Origin of the sequence: Chroogloeocystis siderophila 5.2 s.c.1, from assembly GCF_001904655.1 — a bacterium.
Taxonomy (GTDB): Bacteria; Cyanobacteriota; Cyanobacteriia; order Cyanobacteriales; family Chroococcidiopsidaceae; genus Chroogloeocystis; species Chroogloeocystis siderophila.
This window is the reverse complement of the sequence record NZ_MRCC01000005.1, coordinates 281,301-306,970: the sequence shown is the minus strand read 5'-3', so window position 1 is coordinate 306,970 and position 25,670 is coordinate 281,301. Positions and strand designations below refer to the sequence as shown.

At 42.0% G+C, this 25,670-nt stretch carries 22 protein-coding genes and 1 tRNA gene; 8 read left to right on the top strand and 15 right to left on the bottom strand.

Features of this window, described 5'->3' with window-relative positions; all coding sequences use genetic code 11:
* Positions 1–38: 38 nt before the first annotated feature.
* Both NIES1031_RS08000 and cbiT read right to left on the bottom strand, forming a co-directional pair.
* Positions 39–908, bottom strand: a complete 870-nt coding sequence (locus NIES1031_RS08000; protein WP_073548921.1) for a phosphatidate cytidylyltransferase — start codon at positions 906–908, stop codon at positions 39–41.
* A gap of 67 nt (positions 909–975) precedes the next feature.
* A complete protein-coding gene (cbiT, locus tag NIES1031_RS07995) occupies positions 976–1,578 on the bottom strand; it encodes a precorrin-6Y C5,15-methyltransferase subunit CbiT (protein ID WP_073548920.1) in 603 nt (200 codons plus the stop codon).
* A gap of 72 nt (positions 1,579–1,650) precedes the next feature.
* Here cbiT and NIES1031_RS07990 point away from each other — a divergent pair, with 72 nt between their 5' ends.
* Both NIES1031_RS07990 and tatA read left to right on the top strand, forming a co-directional pair.
* A complete protein-coding gene (locus tag NIES1031_RS07990; RefSeq protein ID WP_073548919.1) occupies positions 1,651–3,039 on the top strand; it encodes a serine/threonine protein kinase in 1,389 nt (462 codons plus the stop codon).
* Positions 3,040–3,106: 67 nt separating this feature from the next.
* Entirely contained in the window at positions 3,107–3,283 is a 177-nt protein-coding gene (gene tatA, locus NIES1031_RS07985; protein ID WP_073548918.1) for a twin-arginine translocase TatA/TatE family subunit, read from the top strand.
* Between the two features lie 596 nt (positions 3,284–3,879).
* Here tatA and NIES1031_RS24810 read toward each other — a convergent pair.
* Positions 3,880–4,086: a hypothetical protein gene (locus NIES1031_RS24810; RefSeq protein ID WP_218596695.1), complete on the bottom strand. Its 207-nt coding sequence runs from the start codon at positions 4,084–4,086 to the stop codon at positions 3,880–3,882.
* Positions 4,087–4,347: 261 nt separating this feature from the next.
* Positions 4,348–4,665 (bottom strand): phospholipase D-like domain-containing protein, encoded by a 318-nt coding sequence (locus NIES1031_RS24800; RefSeq protein WP_218596693.1) that lies wholly within the window; start codon positions 4,663–4,665, stop codon positions 4,348–4,350.
* Between the two features lie 316 nt (positions 4,666–4,981).
* On the opposite strand from NIES1031_RS24800, the gene NIES1031_RS07975 reads away from it, so the two are divergent.
* Positions 4,982–5,857, top strand: coding sequence for a tetratricopeptide repeat protein (locus tag NIES1031_RS07975; RefSeq protein ID WP_073548917.1), 876 nt, complete (start codon positions 4,982–4,984; stop codon positions 5,855–5,857).
* Positions 5,858–5,877: 20 nt separating this feature from the next.
* On the opposite strand, the gene NIES1031_RS07970 is transcribed toward NIES1031_RS07975, so the two are convergent.
* On the bottom strand, positions 5,878–7,224 hold the full coding sequence (locus tag NIES1031_RS07970) for a deoxyguanosinetriphosphate triphosphohydrolase (protein WP_084544274.1): 1,347 nt from the start codon (positions 7,222–7,224) through the stop codon (positions 5,878–5,880).
* A 69-nt stretch (positions 7,225–7,293) separates the two neighbouring features.
* Between NIES1031_RS07970 and NIES1031_RS07965 the strand changes: the two genes are divergently transcribed.
* On the top strand, positions 7,294–7,533 hold the full coding sequence (locus NIES1031_RS07965; RefSeq protein ID WP_236738753.1) for a hypothetical protein: 240 nt from the start codon (positions 7,294–7,296) through the stop codon (positions 7,531–7,533).
* Here NIES1031_RS07965 and NIES1031_RS07960 read toward each other — a convergent pair.
* From NIES1031_RS07960 to NIES1031_RS25965, 4 genes are all read right to left on the bottom strand, one after another.
* Positions 7,530–8,273, bottom strand: coding sequence for an ABC transporter ATP-binding protein (locus NIES1031_RS07960; protein WP_073548916.1), 744 nt, complete (start codon positions 8,271–8,273; stop codon positions 7,530–7,532). The genes NIES1031_RS07965 and NIES1031_RS07960 overlap by 4 nt on opposite strands.
* Before the next feature lie 30 nt (positions 8,274–8,303).
* Entirely contained in the window at positions 8,304–8,804 is a 501-nt protein-coding gene (locus tag NIES1031_RS07955) for a hypothetical protein (protein WP_218596707.1), read from the bottom strand.
* A 377-nt stretch (positions 8,805–9,181) separates the two neighbouring features.
* A complete protein-coding gene (locus tag NIES1031_RS07950) occupies positions 9,182–10,162 on the bottom strand; it encodes an Npun_F2552 family protein (RefSeq protein ID WP_073548949.1) in 981 nt (326 codons plus the stop codon).
* Positions 10,159–10,293 (bottom strand): hypothetical protein, encoded by a 135-nt coding sequence (locus NIES1031_RS25965; protein ID WP_269085994.1) that lies wholly within the window; start codon positions 10,291–10,293, stop codon positions 10,159–10,161. The genes NIES1031_RS07950 and NIES1031_RS25965 overlap by 4 nt, the downstream gene beginning before the upstream one ends.
* A gap of 385 nt (positions 10,294–10,678) precedes the next feature.
* On the opposite strand from NIES1031_RS25965, the gene NIES1031_RS23210 reads away from it, so the two are divergent.
* On the top strand, positions 10,679–12,478 hold the full coding sequence (locus NIES1031_RS23210; RefSeq protein WP_084544273.1) for a PstS family phosphate ABC transporter substrate-binding protein: 1,800 nt from the start codon (positions 10,679–10,681) through the stop codon (positions 12,476–12,478).
* Between the two features lie 130 nt (positions 12,479–12,608).
* On the opposite strand, the gene NIES1031_RS07940 is transcribed toward NIES1031_RS23210, so the two are convergent.
* Together NIES1031_RS07940 and NIES1031_RS07935 are read right to left on the bottom strand one after the other, a co-directional pair.
* Positions 12,609–12,815 (bottom strand): hypothetical protein, encoded by a 207-nt coding sequence (locus NIES1031_RS07940; RefSeq protein WP_084544272.1) that lies wholly within the window; start codon positions 12,813–12,815, stop codon positions 12,609–12,611.
* Between the two features lie 95 nt (positions 12,816–12,910).
* On the bottom strand, positions 12,911–14,326 hold the full coding sequence (locus NIES1031_RS07935) for an aspartate ammonia-lyase (RefSeq protein ID WP_073548913.1): 1,416 nt from the start codon (positions 14,324–14,326) through the stop codon (positions 12,911–12,913).
* 247 nt (positions 14,327–14,573) lie between these two features.
* Here NIES1031_RS07935 and NIES1031_RS07930 point away from each other — a divergent pair, with 247 nt between their 5' ends.
* Positions 14,574–15,164: a MarC family protein gene (locus NIES1031_RS07930; protein ID WP_073548912.1), complete on the top strand. Its 591-nt coding sequence runs from the start codon at positions 14,574–14,576 to the stop codon at positions 15,162–15,164.
* 328 nt (positions 15,165–15,492) lie between these two features.
* Here the strand turns inward: NIES1031_RS07930 and cutA are convergent, their stop codons facing one another.
* The 3 genes from cutA to NIES1031_RS07915 all read right to left on the bottom strand — a co-directional run bounded on the left by cutA (position 15,493) and on the right by NIES1031_RS07915 (position 18,783).
* Positions 15,493–15,834: a divalent-cation tolerance protein CutA gene (gene cutA, locus NIES1031_RS07925; RefSeq protein WP_073548911.1), complete on the bottom strand. Its 342-nt coding sequence runs from the start codon at positions 15,832–15,834 to the stop codon at positions 15,493–15,495.
* 77 nt (positions 15,835–15,911) lie between these two features.
* A complete protein-coding gene (locus NIES1031_RS07920) occupies positions 15,912–17,537 on the bottom strand; it encodes a flavin monoamine oxidase family protein (RefSeq protein ID WP_073548910.1) in 1,626 nt (541 codons plus the stop codon).
* Between the two features lie 277 nt (positions 17,538–17,814).
* Complete coding sequence (locus NIES1031_RS07915) at positions 17,815–18,783, bottom strand: helix-turn-helix domain-containing protein (RefSeq protein ID WP_073548909.1); 969 nt, start codon at positions 18,781–18,783, stop codon at positions 17,815–17,817.
* 542 nt (positions 18,784–19,325) lie between these two features.
* Between NIES1031_RS07915 and NIES1031_RS07910 the strand changes: the two genes are divergently transcribed.
* Positions 19,326–19,398 (top strand) — tRNA-Arg (locus tag NIES1031_RS07910).
* Positions 19,399–19,583: 185 nt separating this feature from the next.
* On the opposite strand, the gene NIES1031_RS07905 is transcribed toward NIES1031_RS07910, so the two are convergent.
* A complete protein-coding gene (locus NIES1031_RS07905) occupies positions 19,584–21,170 on the bottom strand; it encodes a helix-turn-helix domain-containing protein (RefSeq protein ID WP_073548908.1) in 1,587 nt (528 codons plus the stop codon).
* A 1,855-nt stretch (positions 21,171–23,025) separates the two neighbouring features.
* Between NIES1031_RS07905 and NIES1031_RS07900 the strand changes: the two genes are divergently transcribed.
* On the top strand, positions 23,026–25,509 hold the full coding sequence (locus NIES1031_RS07900) for a phosphoketolase family protein (protein ID WP_073548907.1): 2,484 nt from the start codon (positions 23,026–23,028) through the stop codon (positions 25,507–25,509).
* The last annotated feature ends 161 nt before the right edge of the window (positions 25,510–25,670 follow it).

Here is a 25,670-nt window from a genome sequence, read left to right as displayed (position 1 = left end):
CGATCGCACTTCACCAAAATTCTTCAACCGACAGCTATCTAGTTTCTCAGTAGAGGTAACAGTAACGTTACAAAATAATAGACTAACGGTGCGGTAAATACATAGCTATCAGCACGGTCAAGAATACCACCATGTCCTGGTATCAGTTGTCCTGAATCTTTGACTCCTGCATCGCGCTTCATCATTGACTCGGTTAAGTCACCAAGTAAGCTTGCAATTCCAATTAGTAAACCCAAACCCAACCCTGTCAAAGACCAAAACGGCCATTGTAAGTACCAAGCACCTGCCATCGCAACAGCAACACTCGCAACGACTCCAAAAACTGCACCTTCAACGGTTTTCTTTGGGCTAATATCTGAAAGGCGAGTTCGACCAAATAACCGACCAACGGTGTAAGCGCCAATATCAGCTGCCCAAATACAGAAAAAAGCAAGCAGCGTGTAGATTAATCCTGGAGGAAAAGCTTGAAAATCTGTCCAATTATCGGGTAAGTAACCAGAAAAAGGCAAATTACTCACCGCATCATTTCCTATTGCGCGGATTCTTACCCAGTAACTTGGTAAGTAGCCTCCGTAGAATAAACCTAAAATTGATGTGGAAATATCAGCAATTGTCGCAAGTTTTGGTTGAAATAATAGATAAAAACAAATAAATGTTCCGGCTACAGGCATAACAGCATCTGCTAGCACTGATGAGACTGTAGCAATAACGAGTAAAGCTTGACTAACTACCAAAGTTGTTTTTGCAGCAGGAGCAATTCCCTTCGCACGGACAAGCTGGAAGTATTCCAACTGCCCTAAATAGACAATAACAGCAAACATAATCGTAAAATACCACCCTCCCAAAATACTACTGGTGAGGGCGATCGCGATCGCAATTATTCCACTAACAATCCGAGACCAAGGCATAAATTAGGAGCGAGGGGTGAGTGGTTTTTGATTTCCGTTGTAGTCAATAACCTTTGAATAATTGGCTTTAGTCTAACTTTTCACCACTCAGAATAAAAATGGGATCGACAGCGGCAAAAGTCTGGGAAAAACCCCGCGTCTCCAAACGGTTGACAGCAGACTGAACAACTTCGACATTGCGAGCGTGTAACTCTGCAAAGCTCTGAGATATAGCATACAGACTTTCTAGGTTACTTGCAGTGGCTACGACTCGACCTTGAGGTAATAAGTAGCGCCAGACTTCTTGCAATATTGTTTTAATCGAACGACCGCCTTCGATACACACGCGATGGGGAGGTTTGGGCAAACTTGATAAACATTCTGGGGCGCTACCTTCTACAACTTCGACATTCTTCACTTCAAAGCGATCGCAGTTACGACGAATTAAATTGGCAACTTCAACGTCGCGTTCCACCGCAACAATCTGTCCGTAAGGACACAATAACCCGACTTCAACAGGAATTGTGCCAGTTCCTGCACCAATATCCCACAAAACAGTATCAGGTTGAATCCGTAGCTGCGCTATTAACAATAGCCGAATATCGCGTTTGCTGAGGGGAATTCCTGGTAAGCGTTCAAATAACTCGTCAGGAATTCCAGGAGTAAGATAAGGCCATAATTGTGAAGGCATAGGAAAAAGATACCATTGCAGTAGCTAATGTTCCAAAGCTATAAAGGCTGGTAGAAGCTCAAAACAGCATTCATGGTTAATCAGATATTAGGGAATCGCTACGAAGTACAGCAACAACTGGCAAAAAAATCTGGACGCCGGACGTTATTAGCGCGCGATTTGACAACTCAAGAGTTTGTTGTTGTAAAGTTACTGTCGTTTAGTAGTGATTTTGAATGGGACGATCTGAAGTTATTTCAACGCGAAGCAGAAATTTTAAAGACCGTTACTCATCCGGCAATTCCTCGTTACTTAGATTATTTTGAGCTTGATGCATCGCATTTTAAAGGATTTGCGCTCGTACAAACGTATCTTCCGGCAAAATCTTTAGAGGAACATCTTAAAGCAGGGGCAATATTTAGCGAATCTGATGTCAAGCAAATTGCCACAGAACTTTTAGAGATTCTGATTTACCTCCATGGGCATCAACCACCCGTTATTCACCGCGATATTAAGCTAAGTAATATTTTATTGACAAATTCAAAAAAAAATGCAAATGTCTATCTTGTCGATTTCGGTTCAGTACAAACGCTTGCCGCCCGTGAAGGTGGCACGATGACAATTGTTGGTACGTATGGTTATATGCCGCCAGAGCAATTTGGCGATCGCGCAGTTCCTGCATCGGATCTTTACAGCCTAGGTGCTACTTTGATCACATTAGCCACAGGAACACATCCCGCTGATTTACCGCACCGCGACGGACGAATTCAATTTGAGCAAGCAACAACGCTGAGCGCTGGCTTTAGGCGGTGGTTAAGACGCATGACCGAACCTAGCCTAGATCGTCGCTTTACCTCGGCTAGACAGGCTTTACACGCACTTGAGCAGCCAATAATTAACGACACAGCTTTAACAATTAGTCAGCCATTCAATAGTAAAGTCATACTTCACAAGGATACAAACGTTTTAGAAATTACCTTACCGCCAAAAGGATTTAGCCCTGAAATCATTGGTTTAACACTATTTGCCGTTGCCTGGAATTCTTTTATCGTCGTGTGGACGGGTTTTGCGGTTCTTGTAGCCCCTTTCCCTGTGAATCTATTTTTTACGTTGTTTTCCCTACCATTTTGGGGTGCAGGTGCAGGAATGGTATGGCAAATTCTCTCTAATCTATTTCAACATGTCCGTTTAAGAATCGATCAAGAACACATTTCGCTCAGTCATGAAATTTTCAGCTGGCGGTATCGTCGTCCGCGTGTTGCCCCGACGCAGCGTATTACGAAATTAGAACGGACATCAAAGTTTGTCAGTATCTTTAACAAAAGTGAGCGCGATCGCGTTGAAATCGCGCCACAAATCAATATCTGGATAGGAACGCAAAAATATGAACTAGGCGCGCATGGTTTACTGACCGAACCGGAAATTGATTGGCTAGCGCGCGAACTCAGCGAATGGTTAGAATTACCAGTGACAAAAGAGTAGGTGTAATATACAAACAAACGCTCACTTCCTAACTATATTTAGTTAGGAAGGTTTCCAGGAGGCAGGTATGTTCGGTTTAGGATGGGCAGAGGTAGGTGTGATTGCGATCGCTGCAATTTTGATTTTTGGTCCTAAGAAGATTCCAGAGATGGGAAGTGCCTTGGGTAAAACCTTGCGCGGCTTCAAGGAAGAGTTAAAAGGCACGCATGATGATGATTTAGAGCAAGACCAGAAAGACTCTTGATACAATTTTGAAACCGTAGGTATCCTCTACTCCCGATCCGTGGGAGCTTCTAAACTAGAATTAAAGTTAAAGTCCCCCTGGGATTATGCAGGGCTGATACATTGACAGAAGGAAAAAAGCCTTTGGAGATCATGCGCCAGTTATCGAATCGCAGCAGTTAGCGAGGCAAACCAGTGCGGGCGCCACAAGTTGAGGGCCTTCCGAGCGAAGAATAGTCGCCAAGACCTGCACACAAGGGCGTGCTGTCCTCCTGGAGAACCAGTTTCTTCAGCCAAGGTCAGCGTCGCGGTGCCAAGATTCACGAAGATAGAAATATGTTTTATCTTCAATTTCAACGTTAATTGCTTTTTTTGCAGGTTGCGACCAGCCTAATTCGTCTATAAATAAATTTTCAAAGTAAAAATTATCAATTAAATCGCGCGGTCTTTGAAAGTTAAGTTGCCTAATATAGTAAGCTATTTATAGAAAGTAAAACGTATACATAGCATGGCAATATTGCCCCTTTCAACTTCTTTTGAGTTGGGGCTATTACAGCTTTTTATATCTATATATGTTTTAATTGCTAAGACTGTTTAAAACCTGCGTGCTTACACTTGTTAATAAAATTTCGATGAAATGCATTCAGCGGCTAATTGCACGGCGGCTTTTTGGAAATCGAATAAATTATCGAATTCACGGGGAATGCGAAATTCTGAAACTCCGGCGATCGCTTCGTGCAACAGATGACAAGCAATCTTTAAATGAATGTGATATGCTGGTATTGGATTTTCTTTTGCCCAACTTTCTATCGATAAGTTCAGCAAGTTCGCGCGAGATATTGATACAGCCGTAATCTTGCAGCAATTGTTAAACTGCGATCATTAAACCAAGGCTGCAATTTCATGCAAGCATGGTAGTCGGGAATATCGACATTTAATTTGCCTTGTTTTGCTAATCCAGGTAGCGTAAGGTTGCTGCTCCCTAAAAAGCAAATTATCGAAATATTAGGGTCATGACAATGTATGAGATATAATTTGGCATGCAAAGCATGACGCAAAAATAATTTGGTCGTTAGTTTTTTCGCTTTAAGTTGGCGACTTAAAGCGAAAAACGGCTTCATCCCGATTTGTCGGCGCACCGGTTGTGAGTTGTTGGCGAAAGTGCGCGGCAATCTGTTTTTTGTGGCGGACGGTAGTACTACTATCAAGGCGATCGCGACGACTTAATGAAAAGGCGGTACGAACTTCATCGCTTGGTAAGTTTTGCATCCCAATCAGCAAACGACAACCATTGTCACCACCCGCATACTGTTCGATCAAATCGTCTATCTTTTGCCAATCTCTTAGATTAAAATAGCCAACGCAGAAATCTGCACGATAGGAGAGTTGGAGTGTATCGCGCATATTGGTAGCAGTAATAAATCAATGTTGTCAAATATGCGTGGCACTTAGTATCCTCACAAATAAAGATAAAGTTACTTGCCCCCTAAATTCGCCAATGGTGCGGGACTTTTAGTGAAGGTTGGGAGACGAGATTTAAATTTATGCAGGAGGTTTATTGAGCTAGGCGATCGCCCTCTTAAAGATATTCCCTTTATAAAGACACAAATTCACCAATTTTCTGGGAAACTTGATAAGTTATCACTGGAATTGATTATCTGTAGGGTAAGTGCAAAATAGCACCACAAATAAACAATAAACTTCATAATTACGTAAAGTTATGAACCGCCTAAGAACTAGCATTGCGATTTTAGGAATTGTCTACGTTTTGGTGAATGCGCCGACTGTGGTTGAAGCAGAAACAACGCAACCGACGATCGAGACAAATATCCAAAACTATTACAATCAAGGTATTAAACAGTACAGTGATGGTGATATTCAAGGTGCGATCGCGAGTTTTACCGAAGTGATTCGTCTCGATCCTGGTAACGCAGCAGCTTACGAAAATCGTGGTAACGCCCGCGACGACTTGGGAGATCATCAAGGTGCGATCGCCGATTACAATCAAGCAATCAACATCAATCCTAACAATGCGACAACTTACTACAATCGGGGAATTGCTTACGATAGGTTAGGAAACAACGAAGCGGCGATCGCTGATTACAATCGCGCGATCGCATTCAATCCTAAGTTTGCTTCAGCTTACAACAGTCGGGGAATTCTGCGGTTTGCGCTGGGTGACGAACTCAACGCGATGGCTGATTTTAACCAAGCAATTCAACTCGAACCAAATCGACCTGGATTTTATTACAATCGCGGTAATGCGCGGCGACGTCGCGGTGATAATCGCGGCGCGATCCTCGACTACACTCAAGTCTTACAGTTAAATTCCAAAGACGCTGATGCGTATTTTAATCGCGGTATTGCGTGGTATAACGAGGGAGAACACCAAAGTGCGATCGCAGACTTCAACCAAGCCTTACAAATCAACCCTAATTACGCAGAAGCATACTATAATCGCGCACTTTCCTACAGTGCAATAGGTAACAATCAGCAAGCATTGCAAGACTTCCAGCAAGCTGCAAACCTCTATGAGCAACAACAAAAACCAGAGTATTATCAAGATGCTCAAGAACGCATTAGAGAATTGCAATAATAGATTTTAAATCGCGATTGCTACCTCCCGCCACGGGGTAACGAAATTCCTTTAATTTTTTTAAACAAAGAAACTGCATAAGAATCAGTCATTCCCGAAATATAATCGGTTACTTTTAAAACTTTTGTATAAAGTTCTTCATCAGCATCATTGAAATTAGGCAATAGTTTTTTAGTTAAATAGCTTTTCGATAAGTTACTATTAGTCACAGCACTGACAAATTCTTCTAATAAGCCACCAATCACTTGATATCCAGCTACTTTTACCTCTACCACTTCACAAGCTTCATAGACATTTTTACGAGTTAGTTCTATAATTTCTTTTAATTTGAACCCTGACTCGATTTGTGACGTTAATGGTCTATCAAATCTGCCAGATATTATTTGTTCTTCATAGTCAAGAAAAACTTGTTTAACTTCGGTAATTAATTTATGAATTGCTTTTGCTCGTAGATACTTAATATGTTCTTTTTTATCATCTAAATTCTCTAGCTTTTCTCCTACTAAAATATCACTCAACCACATCTTAGCTTCTGCATAGTCAATATATCCCATCGAGAAGCCATCTTCTAAATCAACAATATGGTAGCAAATGTCATCGGCGGCTTCAACGAGAAAAACTAAAGGATGTCTGCACCACCAAGCAATATTATCTTTGCGACGCAACAAACCAACTTCCTGCGCTATTTGCGCAAATAGCTCTTTTTCTTCTTGAAAAAAACCATGTTTTTTAGTACTTTTATTATTAAAATCACTATTGTACTTATTAAAAGAATTACTATTAATACCAGCTTCTCTAGGATATTTAGTAAATGTCGCTAAAGTTGCGCAAGTAAATTGTAAGCCTTGCCGATGTTGTGGTTTATCAAGTTTTGTTAGAATTCTAAAGCCTTGAGCGTTACCTTCAAAGTATTTAAAGTCCGCTTGTTGTCTAGGAGTTAATAATGATAGTACTGCGGCTGCATCTGGAGATTTAAACCATTCTTGAATTGCATCTTCTCCCGCATGACCGAAAGGTGGATTACCGATATCATGCGACAAACAAGCTGCCGCGACAATATCACCAAAATCGCGAGCAGTATAATCATATAAGTCTTTGGCGTGGCGTTTAACAATTTCTTGACCGACAAGCGTTCCTAAAGTTCTCCCTACACAAGAAGCTTCTAAACTATGACTTAAGCGACTGCGAATATAGTCATTATCTACTAAAGAAAAGACTTGTGTTTTGTCTTTTAATCTCCTAAAATAAGATGAGAAGATGATTTTATCAAAATCCTTTTCAAAAGCTGTCCGCCCAGGGTCTTCAATATTTAAAGTACCAAATAATCGACTACGAGACAGTAGTTTTTGCCATTGCATCGCTGACATAGTGAATATCCTATCTATTGTAAAGAATCAGCGGGTATCCTAATATTATTTTGCTTTAGATTAAGAGAAATGACACTTGATGCAATGGTTGTGCCAATAGATTTAATCGTTTTGATTGCGGCTTTGGTTGTAGCTTGGTTGGTATTCACGGCATTAATCAGAGTCGTTAAGACAACGCTTAGCACCGCCCTAACAGTAGCAGCGATCGTGCTTATTTTACAAATTGGGTTTGGCGTTCAACCACAACAACTTTGGCAGCAAATCGTGCAGCTTCCGCAAATGATTCGAGAATTATTGACGGGAAATTAGCTCCATTCAGCAGCAGTTTCTGCTTCAGCTTGAATCAAAGTTCGTCGTAAGTTTGCCCAATCGACTTTAGTATTAGGTTGATCCTGAATTAACTTATTTTGCTGTAAGTGCAAAACTCGCGTACAAAATAACTCTGCAATTTCTAATTGATGATTTACCATCAAAATTGTTGTTTGATGCGTTGTGGATAAATCGGTTAAAACTTGTACTAGGTGCGACGCTGTACCTGCATCTAACGCCGATGTGGGTTCATCGAGCAATAAAATTTTTGGTTGAATGACTAAAGCCCGTGCGATCGCAACTAACTGTCTTTGTCCTACCGAAAGTTGTAACTCGTTACGATCTAACCACTCTGCGGGAATATGCAAGACTTCAATACATTGCGAAACGCGTTGTTGAATTTGTCGTTTTGGAAGTTTGCGCAACACGAGGGGATAGGCGATCGCATCTCGTACTGTCATTCCCAATAACTTCGACTCTTGCATTACGAGTACGATTTGTTGACGTAGTTGCAACACAGGAATTTGGCGATAGTCTTGATTTTCAAGCCAAATCATACCTGCCGTTGGTTCGCTCAAGCGATTCAATAGTCGCAGTAGCGATGTTTTCCCTGCACCAGATGAACCAACAATCGCAAGGCGATCGCCCCTCGTAACATCAAAAGAAATATCTTGCAGTAAAGACTGTGAACCAATCGCAGCCGATAAACTCACCTGCTGTAAGCGCAGTTGTGTTGACACTCCACACCTATTCCTGAAATACAACTTTGATTAAGTTAAATTACCACCTTGTGCTAGTGCAGTGGTAATCGTCCAAGCATCTACTAAGAGTAGTAGCACAGTAAACGCCAGCAAAATCAAATACATCCACGGCTGTGCTAAAGGTTTAACATCCGTTGTATCAATACCTGTTTTCGCTTGTACGTATTCAACCAACCGAGCAAAACCTGCTACCCGCATCGGTAACAAGTAACCTTTTCCCTCTTTACTTAAAAAATAGTAGACTAATCCGCCTTGACCCGTAGTTCGTGGTTTTAAATCCTTCACCTCCGCCCAAGGTAACGCCCACCCTTTACGAAAAAACTTTGGTACCCAGCGCGGATAAGTCACTTGAATTTGTTGTTCATCAACAATAACTCGTTCGCACAACGCTGCATATAACGCCACAGCCCCGATACCGATTCCTACCCACAACAACACTGGTGGAACAGGTGCTGCTGTAATACTTGATAAAAAAGGCAAAGGTACTGTTAAAGCAATGTACAAACTCATCAACGTTATCCGAATGATGGACGAGATGCGAAACGTTGTATTTTGAGTAGGCGCATTCACAACCACGATTTAACCACAAGAATATTTGTTTATCCTTTATTATTACCTTGCTGCTGCTATTCTCATCCAGTGTTGCTCAATTAGCTGATCCCGCCCCCCAATTCTGGGGTCTTCTCTAAAGCCTTAGAATTCAAAGTCCCCCACGAGTGGAGGATTTAGGGGGCGATTGGCGAAAACGAATAGGGTACTCAACTCACAATAAAAAACCGCCACTAGCTAGCTTGATGGCGGTTGCTTGAGCAATCGGAGGGTGTTAACAGCTTAATCCAAACCGATAGTGGCTCATCGTAGCATAGTTTACACTTAAGTAAATACGCTTACTTGCCCACAGCATTGGTATAAGCCCGCATTGGTTCTTGAATCCAGCGGATATAGAGATGTTTAAACGTAGACTGAATGATGCGCGGCATTCCAAAATCAATAGGCACAAGCGCATCGGGTAGTTTCCAATCATCTACCTGCAACGCAGTAGGATGTAAAAGCGGAAAGTGAATTTCGTTTATATCTGCACATAATCCTAAACGTGCTTGAGCCGCGATTGTCGGTACGCTTTGGGGTGTAACTTGCAATATATCGACGATCGCGCGATCGAGCGCAAACACATTTGTCGCTGCACCGAGTACGCATAATTGTCGCGGTTCGCCACCACTTGGACCATTGCCTTCATGACCGATAATGCCATCAATAATTGTTAAATCAGGGTTAATTGTCCGCGCTGTTTCGACAAGCATTTGCGCAAAGCGGTTAAGATCTTTTCCAGCTTCCATATGCCACCAGGCTTTCATCTTTCCTGGTACGCAGCCAAAGAGATTTTTCACGCCGAGAGTTAACGTGAGTTGGCTGTGTGATTTCACCTTGGGTAAATTAATGACGACATCCGCTTCGATTGCTTCTTTGCACAGCAGCAAGTGGTTAAATTCTTTGCTGACCGTTTGATAGCGTTGCCCGTGAAAGTCTACAATTGGCAAATTCAGTTCAGAAATTAACGGTTGATATCCGTTGGCGATCGCCACACCTTTAGCACTACCAAACGCAGGGCTATCGCCTAAAAATGGCTTACCGCCAAGATCCATAACCATCTGCGCTACGGTGTAAACTAACTCAGCACGCGTTGTACATTCTTTATCAGGGCGCGAACCTGTGAGTAAATTCGGTTTGAGTAACACGCGATCGCCTGGTTTGATAAAAGTGGTCAACCCTCCCCAAGGCTGTAATAAATTTTCTATAGCAGTGCTTAATAGGGATCGCTCGTAAGACTTAGCTTGACTTAAATTAACGATTGGTTGCGAATTCTTCATGTCAGATCTAATTTGATTAACAGCAAAACCGACTTGCGTTGCGAGGTGCGAAAACAAGCTAATCTCATTTTGCTGCCAAATTCGCGGGCGATCGCATTAATGTGCAACGAGTCAGCCCAACAACAGGTCATTTTGCACAATCGGTGCGACGATGGTTGCGTTATTCGTACTTGCTCAGTTAGTTGTCTTATTCTGGGTTGCGGCTTGATAGTTTGACTTTTCGGTACTCGCTTTTGTAGCTAGTATTGAGGATATTAACATTGTATTCGCTATTACAATGATTTTCCGTTTAATTCGAGATTGCCAGTGATTCATCCATGTTGGTGTTTGGATTACAAAAGGTTGTTGAGCGATCACCAACTTACTGAGAATTTTGGTATTAGCAGTAAATTTAAAATTTATATGAAGTAAAAATTTGGTATTGTTCTGAATAGAATTTGCATACCTAATAAAATTCGGGCAATAGTTGCTTGAAAATTCTCCTCAAGATAGTATTGATTATTTTTTTACAAGCAAATGGATTTACTCCTAAGACAACTGCATTACACTAGTTTTGCTGGTAGAGGATTTCGACAGCTTGCAAGCCAGCAAGTACCGCAAGCAGTGCAAACAATATTTAGCGATCGCATTATTTCCCGCTACTGGGATGTATTGAATCCTCCGAGTTTAGGATACCGCGCTGTTTACTTACACCAAATGACTTCGCATCAGACGCTATTCGGCTGGATATATCATGAAGGAATCGATGAAACAACTCAGAATGCTATTCCTTATTTCATCTGCTACTACTTAGACGAAATACTGCTTAGCTTTCATCTAGACACTATCTTTACTTACCTACAAAAAGGACCATTAGCAGTAATTGACCGACAAAATCCATCAATAATAGAAAAAAAAGTTGTCCCTAACTTGTGGACTTATAAACCTGCACGCCCTGGAGTCATAATTGCACCTGAGGTTTGTCAGCAATGCCATAATGCCTTAAATCAAGGGGAATTAATCAATTTATTTGTTCCGCTTTCTGCACAAGAGACAGTCATCGTACCGAGCGAACAAACATATGAGCAGCAAATTGCAAATCTATCGGTTTATCAAAATTACATTATCGAAGAAATTATAGATAAATTTGAAAATTTGTCCGATTCAAGCTATCAAGATCAGCAATCTTCCTCAAGCCAATCCAATATAAAAATAAACTCTGCTTTATTAACTAGAGTAAACGCTACTAGTTTAGCGATCACATCGAATACAAGTAATAGTATTGCTCAAGAATCAGTAAAAAAATCTTCACTAACAGATGTAAATTCTATACCATTTGACCGCAATAATATTCAGTTCTTACTTAGAATCGGAATTATTGCTACTACTTTAGCCGTTACAATTTCAATTTACAGATTAATTCAAATTAGCATTTCTAACCCCATAAGTTCCGAAGTTGGTAGCAACGTTCAGGTTGAGTATAAAACCTTTGCGGAAGTTCCTAATGTTCCTGAAGGAGTATTTCACTATGGAGGTTCTCCGATATTTGCACCGTTACGTTCTCCAGTAGTTCTTGCTGCACTTAGTCAATCACAAAGACAGTATCAATTACGTTTTGTCGAACCAGTTGGTATTCCTCAAGGTTCTGGGGCGGGGATAAAAATGTTACTCGATGGTGAATTAAGCTTTGCACTCTCATCGCGCCCCTTAAAACAAGACGAATTAGCCCAAGCGAAAGCGCGTGGCTTTGCGCTAGAACAAATACCTATCGCGATTGACGGTATTACTTTTTTTATCAATCCTCATAATCTGATTGTTGGTTTAAATTTGTCGCAACTACAAGATATTTTTTCAGGAAAAATCAAGAACTGGAAAACTGTAGGAGGAGCCGATCTTCCCATTACTGCGTTTAGTTTTGCTCCTCAACTGAGTGGAACTGCTGATGTTGTTCAACAACGCGTTTTAGCCGGAAGAGAATTCGGTAATGTGCAAATTGTCAGTACAGCTACCGAGGCTATTCTCAAAGTAGCTGCTACTCCTGGCGGTATTGGCTATAGTTCCGCCTCAGTTGTCGTCGGACAAAAAACTATATATCCTTTACCGCTATCTATAGCACCAGGAGAAATGTTTATTACTCCCTTTGTTGGTGCAAATGAAACTGTTTTGAATAAGATTGCGCTTGCTAACGGGTCTTATCCGCTTACTCGCCGGCTATTTGTGATCGTCAAACGTGATGGTAGTCTCGATGAGCAAGCAGGAGTTGCTTATACTAATTTATTAGCAACTGATGAGGGAGAAAAAATGATAGATCAAGCTGGTTTTGTGTCAATTCGTTGAATGGATAGAGTCGTAGTATTTGAATTATAAGTGAAACGAACCACAGAGGCTATAGAGAATACCGAAAAAAGAGCTAGAGAGGGATTCTCGTAGCTAGTTTGAGATGACTTGATTACTAAAATATATAGACCTAAAATCTAGAGCCGCAAATGGATTGTAAAACAGCTTCAGGTTGATTGCGGTTTTTTTCGCGACAAATCAAAACATCTGCTAAGCGACGTTCAGCATAAAATTGATGAATGAACCAGCCTAAAGGTGCGCCAACTAGCACACCAATAAGTAAACCAGTTATTAGACTTTGAATAAGGTTTTTTCGAGTAATCGCAGTAGTAGCCAACTCAATCTTTCTCCTATTTGATATTTCTTGGATGCATTATGTATTATACGAAAAAGCAGCTATTCTTATGTCTTACTTAATGCATAAAAAAGCGCCTATCTTTGAGTAGAACGCATTGCACTCATTTGCTCTAGATCGAGTACTTTGGCTAAATCTTCTGCTGTCATTAATTCGTGCTCGAGAACAATTTGTCGCAGTGATTTACCTGTTTCTAATGACTCTTTAGCAACGGCGGCTGCATTTAAGTAACCAATATACGGATTTAGGGCTGTGACTAGCGCTAAGCTACCTTCTGCATACGCTAAACAGCGATCGCGATTTGCTGAAATACCTTTGATGCACCTTTCGGTTAATGCGGCTATAGTGTTACCTAAAATTTCAATGCTGTGAATCAGGTTGTAGGCAATGAGTGGCATCATGACATTGAGTTCGAGTTGTCCGGCTTGTGCAGCAAGTGCGATCACACTGTCGTAACCCATGACTTGAAAACACACCATTGATGTCATTTCTGCCATCACAGGGTTGTATTTTCCTGGCATAATCGAAGATCCAGGCTGTACGGGTGGTAGCTGAATTTCTTTAAAACCTGTTTTTGGGCCTGAATCCATTAATCGCAGATCGTGGGAAATTTTGACGCAATCTTGTGCTAAGTTACGTAGCGCACCCGAAACATTGACAAATGGTGCCATACTTTGCATTGCTGCCATTAAATGCGGTGCAGGACGTAACGGTTGGTCGATGAGTTCGGATAAAATTTGCGCAACGCGATCGCAATACTGCGGATGTGTGTTTAATCCTGTCCCCGCCGCGCTACCTCCTAATCCCAGTACGGTAAGATCTTGTGCAGCCGTTTTGATTCTAGTTTCATGTTCTTGGAGAATTTGCGCCCAAGCACGAAAGTTCTCACCTAATCTGACCGGAACTGCATCTTGTAAATGCGTTCTACCTGATCGCACAATATCTTGGAATTCTACGGCTTTGTTTTCTAAAGCAGCGATCACACCTGATAATGCTGGATAAAGTGTTCTTTTGAGTGCTAATAAGCCCCCAATGCGAATTGCTGTCGGAATGACATCATTAGTAGATTGTCCGTAGTTGACATGATCGTTTGGGTTAATGCGCTTGTAATTCCCCTTTTCATCGCCTAAAATTTCCAAAGCTCGATTTGCCAAGACTTCGTTAACGTTCATGTGGTGCGAAGTTCCCGCGCCTGCTTGATAAACATCGACAACAAACTGATCGCGCAGCTTCCCCGATAACACCTCATCTGCGGCTGCAACAATTGCTTGACTAACTTCTGAAGATATGCATTCGAGTTCGCCGTTAGTGATCGCCGTGGCTTTTTTAATCAACACACACGCATCAACATACGGTGGTAATGGCTTGAGTCCACTGATCGGAAAATTCTCTATTGCTCGTAAGGTTTGGATACCATAGTAAACATGATGGGGAATTTGTCGTTCTCCCATCGAGTCGCGTTCGATTCGTACTTGTGCGTCATGTTGAGTCATGTTGGCAGGTGCAAAAATATATCCCTCTCAGGTATGATGCCAGATTTATTGATTTGAAAAAACCTAGCAGTGAGTAGCATCTTGCTGTACTTGCGCTTTTGGGATGTTGTGCTAGATAGTTTATATCATCGCTAGCTAATGACTGAAGGATTGTTGGTAGTAAATAATTGCTAATATTCCCATTACCGATTACCAACCCCACAGATATCATAGGTGTTCAGAAATTGATTATTTAAGGATTGCCATTGTGGATACATCTGTCCTAGTTAGAACCTTTGTTGCAGTATTCGTCCTTGCGGATGCTTTGGGTAATGCACCGATATTTTTAGTTCTGACTAAGGGGATGGAACCGCAGCAGCGTAACCGAGTCGTCGATAAAGCTAGTATAGTTGCGATCGCCGTATTACTAAGCTTTGCGTTTGGCGGTCAATTTATTCTCGATTACTTGCACATCAGTATTGCATCATTACGCGTAGCTGGAGGGTTGTTACTGCTACTAATTGCGTTAAAAATGCTTGAAGGCGAATTAGATACGCCAATCGTCGAACAAGGGCGCGATATCGCCATTACTCCTTTAGCTTTGCCTTTACTCGCCGGACCTGCAACGATTACAACCGTGATGCTATTGATGTCCGAGTCGCCTAATGCGCATTTCAGTGTTGTCGTGGGTACGGTTGCCGCAATGGTTGTGACGTGGTTTATCGTACGCCAGGCAGGGCGGATTGACAAGTGGATTGGTGCCGAAGGTGCAGTAATTGTCACGCAACTGTTAGGTTTTCTCCTCGCAGCATTAGCGATTGAAATTGGTAGCGAGGGAATTAAGGAATTGTTTTTTTGACGTGCGCTGCACTCATTACGACAAGTTGTAGGATAAACGAGGATCAACCCAATTACCAATTACCAACTTGGACGTTACCTTATTTGCACCCATCAATCTAAAATATTGAGAATCTTTCTAAACTAACAATAATAAATTAATGATAAATATGTGATCGCCACATGACTACCACAATTTCAGCGCAAGCTTACGAGGAACTTTGGCAAGAAGCTAACCCTATAGAATCGAAATGAATGCAGTTGTTAATGACTTGTTCAAATACCTCGTTAACACACCTTAAACTATTGTGCCGCTGTATTTTACTTCAAAAAATATTAAAGTTCACCATCTAATTCACCCTTTGTAATTGCGTAGACATCCAATTAAGATAAGTTGTCGAACCAGCAACAATCGGTAGCGCAATGATTTCTGGAACTTCGTAAGAGTGTAGTTCTTGGATTTTTGCTGCTAAAGCCGAAAACTGATTTAGATCTGTTTTAATCAGCAATTGCCATTCGGGTTCTTGACAAAGTTCGCCTTGCCAAGTATAGACCGAAGAAATCGGCACAATGTTAACGCAAGCAGCTAGCTGCGATTTGACTAACGAAGTGGCGATCGCCTCTGCTTCTTGCTGTGAACCAGCAGTTACCAATACCACGCCGTATTGAGTTACATCAGAAGCCCTATCCATAATTGATTCTCTGTCACCTCTGACCGCGGAATGCGGTAAATGCAGGTACCGGAGTTTAACTCTAGTGTACCGTTCACTTATTGTAAACCTTTTGTAAACCTTGCATTTCTATGCTGGCTCATTTTAGGAGCCTTCAAAGTCGCTTGAGTATTTAGCTTCAAATCTTTCAAAATTTCTCGCGCCGCAGCTTCACCTGTTTCACATCCTCCTTCCATATATCCTTGATATTCTAAAGAGCAATGTTCGCCAGCAAACAAGAGATTTCCTACTCGTTCTCCTTCTTTACCATAAAACTGCGACCACTGTCCTACTAAATACGTAGCATAAGAACCTGCACTATATTGCTCTCCAGTCCAGTATGCTCGAATTGCTTCGCCTGTACGTTGACGATAAAGCCCAGGAAAGACTTTTTCAATCTGTGCGTGAAATTTTTGTGCTTGGGCTTGTGCGGTTCCTCTTCCGATTTCAAATCCATAGCGTCCGCCACTATAGTTAGTGAGCAATCCATGCTTTCCTGTAGCGTAGCGCGTTGCTTCCCAAGTATTTTGAAAACCTAAATCGGTAAAAATCGAACCAGCACAGTTATAGTGATCGCGCCATATTCTTGCCTGATATGCAACAATTAGTTTTGAGTTTGTGCCGTAGCGTAATTGATTAATTGCCTGACGTTTAGCGGGTGGTAAGTCAACCGCAAGGCGTACGGTGCGTAGAACACTAAAAGGAATCGTTAATAAAACTCGTTCGTAGTTCCGCTCAAAAGTGCTTGTTCCGGCGCGGAAACTGGCGCGATAACGACCATCGGGTAGGCGGCGGAGGGCTTCTAACTCAGTTCCGGTTGCAATAAAATTGGCTAACGGCTGTGCTAAGCGCGCGATCAGTTGTTGATTACCACCGACAATCTGAAAGCGCTCATCGCTATCACCATAGATCCTAAACTCTTGCGGATCTGTGCTAATCAGATAAATCAGATTTAAACTCGACTGTTCGGCGGCTTCGCGCCCGTATTCAACTGTATAAGCGATCGCGATGAGTTCGCGTAAAGTTGGGCTAATTGGTTTGTCTGCTAAATACTGTGTAATTGAAGTTCTGTCTAATTGAATTGCAGCGGGAGATTTGAGATTTACGGCGATCGCTGCGTCTTTTTCAATAATTGGCACGAGCGGTACAAAATCTTGTACAATTTGTTCGAGAGCAATTTTTCTGCCACCAAAGTACCAAACATCTGGTTCTAATTCCCGATCTGCTGCGCGTAAATCAGCTAAAGTCAAGCCAAGTTCAGCAATTAGTGCTTGGATATTTTGATGTCCTGAATCGATAAATTCTCCGCCTAATTCTACAGTGGTCGAGGTTCCGGCGGCATTAGCCAGGCTGCGGATTCTACCACCAAGATGATTTCTCGCTTCAACAATTTCAACACCCACCCCAGCTTGATGCAATCGATAAGCAGCTGTCAATCCCGCGATTCCTGCACCAACAATGAGAACTTTGGAGTTGGCACCGACTGCAACGCTACGCCGAGTTTGACTGAGAGAAACTCCGGCGATCGCGCCTGTAGTGAATAGTCCTGCTTGCAACAGATGTCGGCGTGAAGCCTTTTTTTGCAATATTTCGATTAATTCATCTGTTGGAATTGTACTTTTATGCGATAACTGGGCAATCTGGTAAGCACGCTGCAATGCATTGATTAAGGCAAATCTAGCCATCGGTTTAATCTCATTTCAAGTGCAATTGATAGCCTTGCCATTGAGGTTTTATAAGTCACTTTCTGCTGGCGATCACTGCACCCTGTTAGTTTTTCTAACACCATCGCTGTTGATGTATTTGCCTCAAGGTAGCTATATATAAGCAGAATTACAAAAATAAAACTACCGCTACCTTAGTGTATGTGTCTATGCGAGAATTTACTGAGAATTACCCTAAAGTGATACTCTCTTGCGGTAAGTTTCACCGGATTGACACTCAGCTAGCCTAGATCTAACTCTAGGTTGTGGACAGCGAATAAACTTGACCGTCAACGAGTAGTCGGGTAATTCCCTTGGCTTGGAGGTGCGATCGCGTTTTTTGCAACAAGCGGCTATCTGGAATTTTGATAACTTTGTCGCGTTTCGTGGAAAAACGACGCGCGACACGATGGTTGTCAAACACGGGTAACGTTCTTTGCTGAGTTTCGCCAGTGGGAATTTGTCCTAAATCGCCAAAGTCTCGTAGCGGTCGTGTAATCAACTCTGACGCCCGATCAATGACTAAATAACAAGTTTTTGGTAGCGACGCTTCTGATAATGGTAAAACTTGAACAGCAACTCGACTACCTTTGATTGGTCGCGTGACGGGGAAAGGTTCATCATCATCTAAGTCAAGATCGTCGAGTTCGTCATCATCTAAGTCTTCTTCCAAATCCTCTAAATCGTCTTCGTCTTCGTCGATTAAATCTTCCCCAAGCATTGCGTTAATCGTATCAGTGTCATCATCTTCGACGTCTTGTGCGATCGCTTGCGGACGTTCGCGTTCTTCTAATTGCGTTGGCGTCACAGTGCGATCGTCTGTACTTTCTGCATCGAGTAGTTGCAGCTGTTGTACTGCGGGTTTAACTAGTTTTGGCTGCTGTGGCGCTGTGCGTCGCCCTCTAAGACGAGGAGCATCACTTGGCTCGACTTGCGCTAACTCTAACTGTGGTTGTGTTAATTTTAGCTGCTGTGCAATATCACCCGCTAATTTCTCAGGAGTACTTTGTACAGCTTTGCTACTTTCTGAGTGCGGAGTTCGCGCCGCGCGTTTTAAAGCGATCAGCGATTCGTACTCGTCTTCTGGTAAAGTAACTTTGAGTAGACGGCTAATCGTCGAATTACTGACACCGTAGCGCTCCGCCAACGTGGAGGTTGTTTCTCCAGTTTCCCGATATAATTTGAGAATTTCGCTTTTGTCAGCATCCGATAGTTTTTTCACGGTCATACCACAGTTTTTTCCTTAGCCCGCTGCTGCTTACCGTAGTTCGCAGCAAAGTCGGATTAGTACTTTATTTTATATAGCAGCACTCAGTAACAGACAATACTGTATCAGAAATAGAAACAACTTCTTTATGCTGCGCTTGTAGATTGCAATTTTATTGGTGTACTTAGATTAGCCTAGTTACAAAGTCATGCTAGAACACTGCTATCAAAATCCTTTGCCAAAGCTAGGCACAACCTCCACCTTCAAACACCACTGAGTATCATTATAGCGATTATTTTCGCGTTTGCAGCATTGGGGACCAAGATGAGAAGTTGGAGTTATTTTCTGTGCTTTTATCGCTGCGTTTTCATTCGCCTCTGGCGTTGACTCGCTCAATCGTTTCTTTTCTTTCGATACTCAAATTGGTATCCTTGGTATCCCAGCTCGTGAATGGCTGTACGTTAGACATTGCTAAAATTTTGATACTATGAGTAAGGCGTATAAAAATGAAGAAAACGCCAAACAAGGCTATCTTGTTGCTAATATAGCAAAGTAGTTTTTATCCTGCCGTGGCCGAGTGGATGAGGCAACAACCTTCTAAGTTGTATCACGGGGGTTCGAATCCCTCCGGCAGGGCTTAAGTGTGGTGTAGAAGATGGTAAAGTCACGGAATTACAGCATAAAACTGAACAACACTGGTTCAGCGATCGCACTCAAGCTAAACCTGACGCGCACCAGACACAATAAAGGCATATATCTAAATTCTTATGTTAAATAGCCCCCTTTGCGGGGGCTGACTATTTTCAAAGCAGGTCTAAAGACTAATGCATCCCTAAGACCCTTCGCAACAGCATTTGGTCTTCTAACTTAGCTTGGAAACGCCCGTTTTCAATATCGCGAATCCAACTTTGACTTTTACCTGTTAGCTGTGCCAAGTCTCTTTGACTTAATCCTAATTTTTTTCTTGCCTCAAGAATATATTCTGTAGACAGCGTTGCAGGCGATTTTAAGTTTGTTTTGCGGTTCGTACTGCGCGGCTTCTTCGACTTGGCGAGGGATTCCCAGGCGTGTGGTAGCTCAAAATATAAGATACGGGCATTCATCAATCGATTCCATTTACCACGCGGTGCAGCATCGGTTAAACGGTTGTTATTACTGCCATCATCGGTCCAAAATTCTAACGCGGCTTCTGCATCTTCGGGAATATCACTCAGTTTCGCCCACAATGGTTGAATTTCTGCTGGGTAGGTAACTGGATCGAAGGCTGGTTTGAGTCCATAGTGATTGAGGATCTCTAAATCGCTTTCAAATACTCTCAGCAGACGTTGGCGTTCCGGTTGCAAAGCTACTTGATTCAGTTTGCGATCGCCGTAGGCAATTCGCATGAGTGTAGGAACTGTCACGCGCTGTTCTCTGCCCATTTTGGTTTTAAATAATAACCACAGCATCATCCGCGCTGCCCCCTCATGTTGCTGCCAAATACTCATGATGTTGCTGAGTAAAGCTTTGGGTAAAGTACCATATTGATAAAATGCAGTCCGTTCTTTGCAACCTTGCCGATTTAAAAAATACTTTGCCCATTGACCTGCTTTAATTTTGAACGTCAGCCCGACAAGATGTTTACATCCTAGTTCGTCTGCTTGAAAGTGGTGCTGAATATCTAATAAATGCCACACGCGGCTTTTTTCAAGGCTAACTTGTTTAATTTTGCCTTGTCGAGGCAAACTCAGACACACGATGAACTTACACGGTTGTTGCGCAAGTTGTTTAATCAAAGATAGCTTGGTCGATTTGCCCAAATCTTTGCGCTTATCTAGCCCTAGGTATTCCTCAATTTGGCGATCGCTGATAATAAACTCTTCTTCCCAAGGTTTGTCTAGGTTGGTAACATAAGCGGCATAGAGCAAGTGCAAACACGCTGCTCGAATATCAAACGTTTCAATTACTGATAAAGCCTGTTCGCCTTTAAGGGCGACTGATGACTCTGAATTGATTGTGTCTGTTATGCGAAAAGCGATCACTCCTTTACCGCCGTTAATTTGCCGTTGATAATACACTTCTCCCGCCGCATCCGTTTCCCAAGGCAGCGATTGTCGCTGTGCTAGAACGTTGCATAATTCCCAAATGGCGATCGCAGAAGCAAACGGATGGCTTTTCCCATCTGGAAATAGATCCGGACTAGGAACAGTTCTCGCCTCTACCTTGCATCTACCTTTTTTGGCTTGCCAAGGTACTGGTGAATTGACCGGACAAGACACTATACACTGTGGTGCAACATACCCTTGACAGTTATTGCATAAATTCGGGTCGATCCAGTAGTCACCTTCCATAACTTTGATCGCACCTGTTGGACACTGAGGAACACAGTTGTCACACTGAATACAGCGCTTAGTAATGGCATAGGGCATAGGCTTGTGGGTGATTTTCAAATCGAACTATTCACTAAAGCTGCATATCATAGCGAGTCTATTTTAGGTGTGAAGTTTGGCAGTTGGGCTGTCAATGGTTAATAGTTAAGTGCTATTAATAATCAACGATTAACCGTCTTGATAAGACGTTCACAAATCAAATAGAAACACTATATTAGCGATTTTTAATCAACGCTTCATTCCTCACACTTGTAGAGCTTCTGAAACAAATAGATGCGACGAAATACAATGCAATCACATGAGATTATAGAATCAAGTGCTGTCGCAACAGAAAATTTTATAGTTTTAATTTATCGATCTTAGTTTTAACCAATAGACTCTAAAACTTTTGTTCATTTTGAGCCATTAAATAAAATCTTAATATTTACATCACCTTCTTGCGTGAATTATCTTTCTTTCAAAATTCCGTAACTAAATTTACATTTAACAATTCAGTTAAATAGCAACTTCTAAATTCAGCCCAAAATTAATATTGTTAGCTTTGTCGATGGTGTTAAAGGATCGCCTAAGAAGTGGATTCAAGCCTACAACTCTGGAGAGTACAATCATAGTTATACCTATAGCGCTGTTCCATCTGTTGAAGATGCTGACTTTAGCATTACGCAGCAGATCGCAGATGTATTGACATTAGAAAGCTGCACCGGAGATTGGCAATGATTGCTGACGAACACTTAGCTAAAGAATTTACAACCGTCGTTGATCGCGTGTACCCAAAAACTGGACAGTGGACAGTGAAGAGAGTGTGGGAAGGCTTTGTCAACTATCAACTGTGAACTGTCCACCGCTATACGTGTAGGCAAGTATGCTTTTCAGGGCGTTTTTACTAAGCAGAAATTAGGTTGTTCATCAATTACTGTTTCATTGGTTACAAATTTCGTACTCAGCTACTGAAGGTTCTTTTTATAAAAATTTACTTTCTTAATATCTTTGAAAAACAAAAAAACGAGTGATAGAAAAATCTTATCAGTGTCATAAATAAAAACTTACTTATAATTAATAAACAGGTGATTTGATATACAACTACTCGCAGCAATTGCCAGAAATATTAAAATAATCTTAAAAACTTAGTGCATTGATTGAAAATAAGCTTCTCTGGGAGAGAGGTTGTCACAAAAACTAAAGTTTTGAGTTGAAGTAGTCAATGATACAAGAAAATGAAAAGGGATATATTTTTTCAAGCTTCAGTAAACACAATTACTTTTTTGCAAGTTACTATTATGTCAAAGTAATTAAAGAAAGCCTAAACTGTTAATTAAGTAAGCAAAAAGCTTAAGCAGCAGATGAAAACCTTAAGAACGCAGCTAAAGATAAATAGCCTACGTCTGAAGAAAAACAATTAGAAAGTTCTCCAAGTGTTATTTTTCAGAACTAAGTTGATAGTAAATCTAGAAAATTGCTATAATATAGAACTTGAACAGATTCTTGCAAAGCAAGTACCTATTAAACAGAAAAATCGCTGAAACAGTTTAACCTAAATTGTCAATTATATTGATGGAGATAAAAATAGGTAAAAAGTTTTAAAAAGCGATTTATATAATTAAAATATTAGTCGCTACCTGAGAATTAGTTTTTTACGAAAGAATTTCATAATTTATAGAGTGATTTCTGCCTTCAAGACATCTGGCTTGATACATCAAACACAATAACCTCAACTTAAGTGAAGTAATTTAGTAATCCCAAGTTAGATTTCAGTAAATGAGAAAACATTATTTTTTCCTTGGTTCTCTATTTGTATCTACCTTAAAGTCAGTTTTTTCAGCTTAGTGTTTTGCTAAGCATGAAGCAAAAGCCAGTTGATGTAAGTTTGTAAGACTTCAAAGGAGGGTATATCAGTATGGCTCAAGCGATCGCTTCTACACTCCAAGCAGGTACTTTGTCTGCTGAGGAACTCCGCAAAATGAATGCCTACTGGCGTGCAGCAAATTATCTTTCGGTAGGACAAATTTATTTACTTGATAATCCGCTGCTGCAAGAACCGCTAAAAATTGAACACGTCAAGCCGAGACTGCTAGGACATTGGGGGACAACACCAGGATTAAATTTTATCTACGTTCATCTCAATCGCGTTATCAAAAAGTACGACCTCAACACCATCTACATTGCCGGTCCTGGTCATGGTGGTCCTGGATTAGTTGCGAATACTTATTTAGAAGGGACATACAGCGAATACTACCCGAATATCTCGCAAGACGCTGAAGGAATGCAGAAACTCTTCAAACAGTTTTCCTTTCCTGGTGGTATTCCTAGCCACGTTGCGCCAGAAACGCCAGGTTCGATTCATGAAGGCGGTGAGTTAGGCTATGCGGTTGCGCACGCTTACGGCGCAGCGTTTGATAACCCTGATTTGCTTGTGGCTTGCGTTGTGGGCGATGGCGAAGCTGAAACGGGGCCTTTAGCCGCAAGTTGGCATAGTAATAAGTTTCTTAATCCAGTTTACGATGGTGCAGTGTTGCCAATTTTGCATCTCAATGGTTACAAAATTGCGAATCCGACTATATTAGCGCGGGTTTCGCACGAAGAGTTGCAAAGCTTATTTATCGGTTACGGCTACAAACCATATTTTGTGGAAGGGTCAGACCCAGAAACGATGCACCAGTTAATGGCTGCAACTTTAGATACAGTGATCGCAGAGATCAAAGAAATCCAAAATGAGGCACGCAGTCATGGATTTACAAAACGTCCGCAGTGGCCTATGATTATTCTGCGATCCCCGAAGGGTTGGACAGGACCTAAAGAAGTTGACGGCAAAAAAACCGAAGATTACTGGCGATCGCACCAAGTTCCTTTGGCAAATATGGCAAGTCAGCCAGAGCACGTCAAACTGCTAGAAGAGTGGATGAAGAGTTACAAACCCGAAGAACTCTTCGACGAGAATGGTAAATTCATTGCCGAATTGGCAGAACTCGCGCCGCAAGGACAACGACGTATGGGAGATAATCCCCATGCCAATGGCGGTATTCTACTCAAAGATCTCAAAATGCCAGATTTCCGCGACTATGCAGTGGAGGTCAGTAAACCAGCAACAGTTGCAGCAGAAGCTACCCGTGTGATGGGAACCTTTCTGCGTGACGTGATGAAACGCAATTTAGAAAGCCGCAATTTTCGGATTGTAGGTCCTGATGAAACGGCATCGAATCGACTCAATAACGTATTTGAGGCGACAGATAGAACTTGGCTAGCTGAAATCCTGCCAGAAGACGATCAACTATCACCGGATGGTCGCGTGATGGAAATTTTAAGTGAACATACTTGCCAAGGTTGGTTAGAAGGATATCTCCTTACAGGTCGTCACGGCTTATTCTCGTGTTATGAAGCGTTTATTCATATCATCGATTCGATGTTCAACCAACACGCCAAATGGTTGAAAACAACTCGCCATATTCCTTGGCGTAGACCGATCGCCTCGCTCAACTACCTGCTCACCTCGCACGTTTGGCGACAAGATCACAACGGCTTTTCGCACCAAGATCCTGGTTTTCTGGATCATGTGATTAATAAAAAAGCTGAGGCGATTCGCGTTTATTTGCCACCTGATGCAAACACGTTACTCTCAGTTACCGATCACTGTTTAAGAAGTCGTCATTATGTCAACGTAATTGTTGCAGGGAAACAACCTGCGTTGCAGTACCTTGATATGAATGCCGCGATCGCACATTGTACAAAAGGGATCGGGATTTGGGAATGGGCAAGTAACGATCGCGGCGGCGAACCTGATGTTGTGATGGCGTGTGCTGGCGATGTTCCTACACTTGAAACTTTAGCTGCAACAGACCTTTTACGGTATCACTTTCCAGATCTTAAAGTCCGCGTTGTCAACATCGTCGATTTGATGACATTGCAGCCAGAGACAGAACATCCGCACGGTTTAAGTGATAAAGATTTCGACAGTATCTTCACCACCGATAAACCGATCATCTTTGCCTTTCATGGCTATCCGTGGTTGATTCACCGCTTGACGTATCGTCGGACGAATCACAAAAACTTGCATGTGCGCGGTTACAAAGAAGAAGGAACCACAACCACACCATTTGATATGGTTGTCCTTAACGATCTTGATCGCTTCCACCTAGCAATTGATGTCATTGATCGCGTCTCTAAACTCGGATATACCGCAGCTTATGTCAAACAAATGCTTTACGACAAGTTAATTGAGCACAAGCATTACATCAATAAGTACGGCGAGGATATGCCAGAGATTCGTGATTGGAAATGGCGGTACTACGGTGCTGATGGCGATCAAACACCTCCGCAACGCAGTAGTGGTAGTGATCCGACTCCGTCACATGAAGGCGCTGAAGGAGTAGCAACGCGGGGTTAAGCCCACCACCCACGCCAGTTCGCTCAACGGGGGTTCCCTCCGCACGCGACAGGCTCCCCAATTCTGGGGGCTTATAAACCTCCTTACAGCTACTGTTTGTACATATCTATGCCTCCAGGGGTTTGTGAACTAATTAAAGTCCTCCACAAGTAAGGAATTTA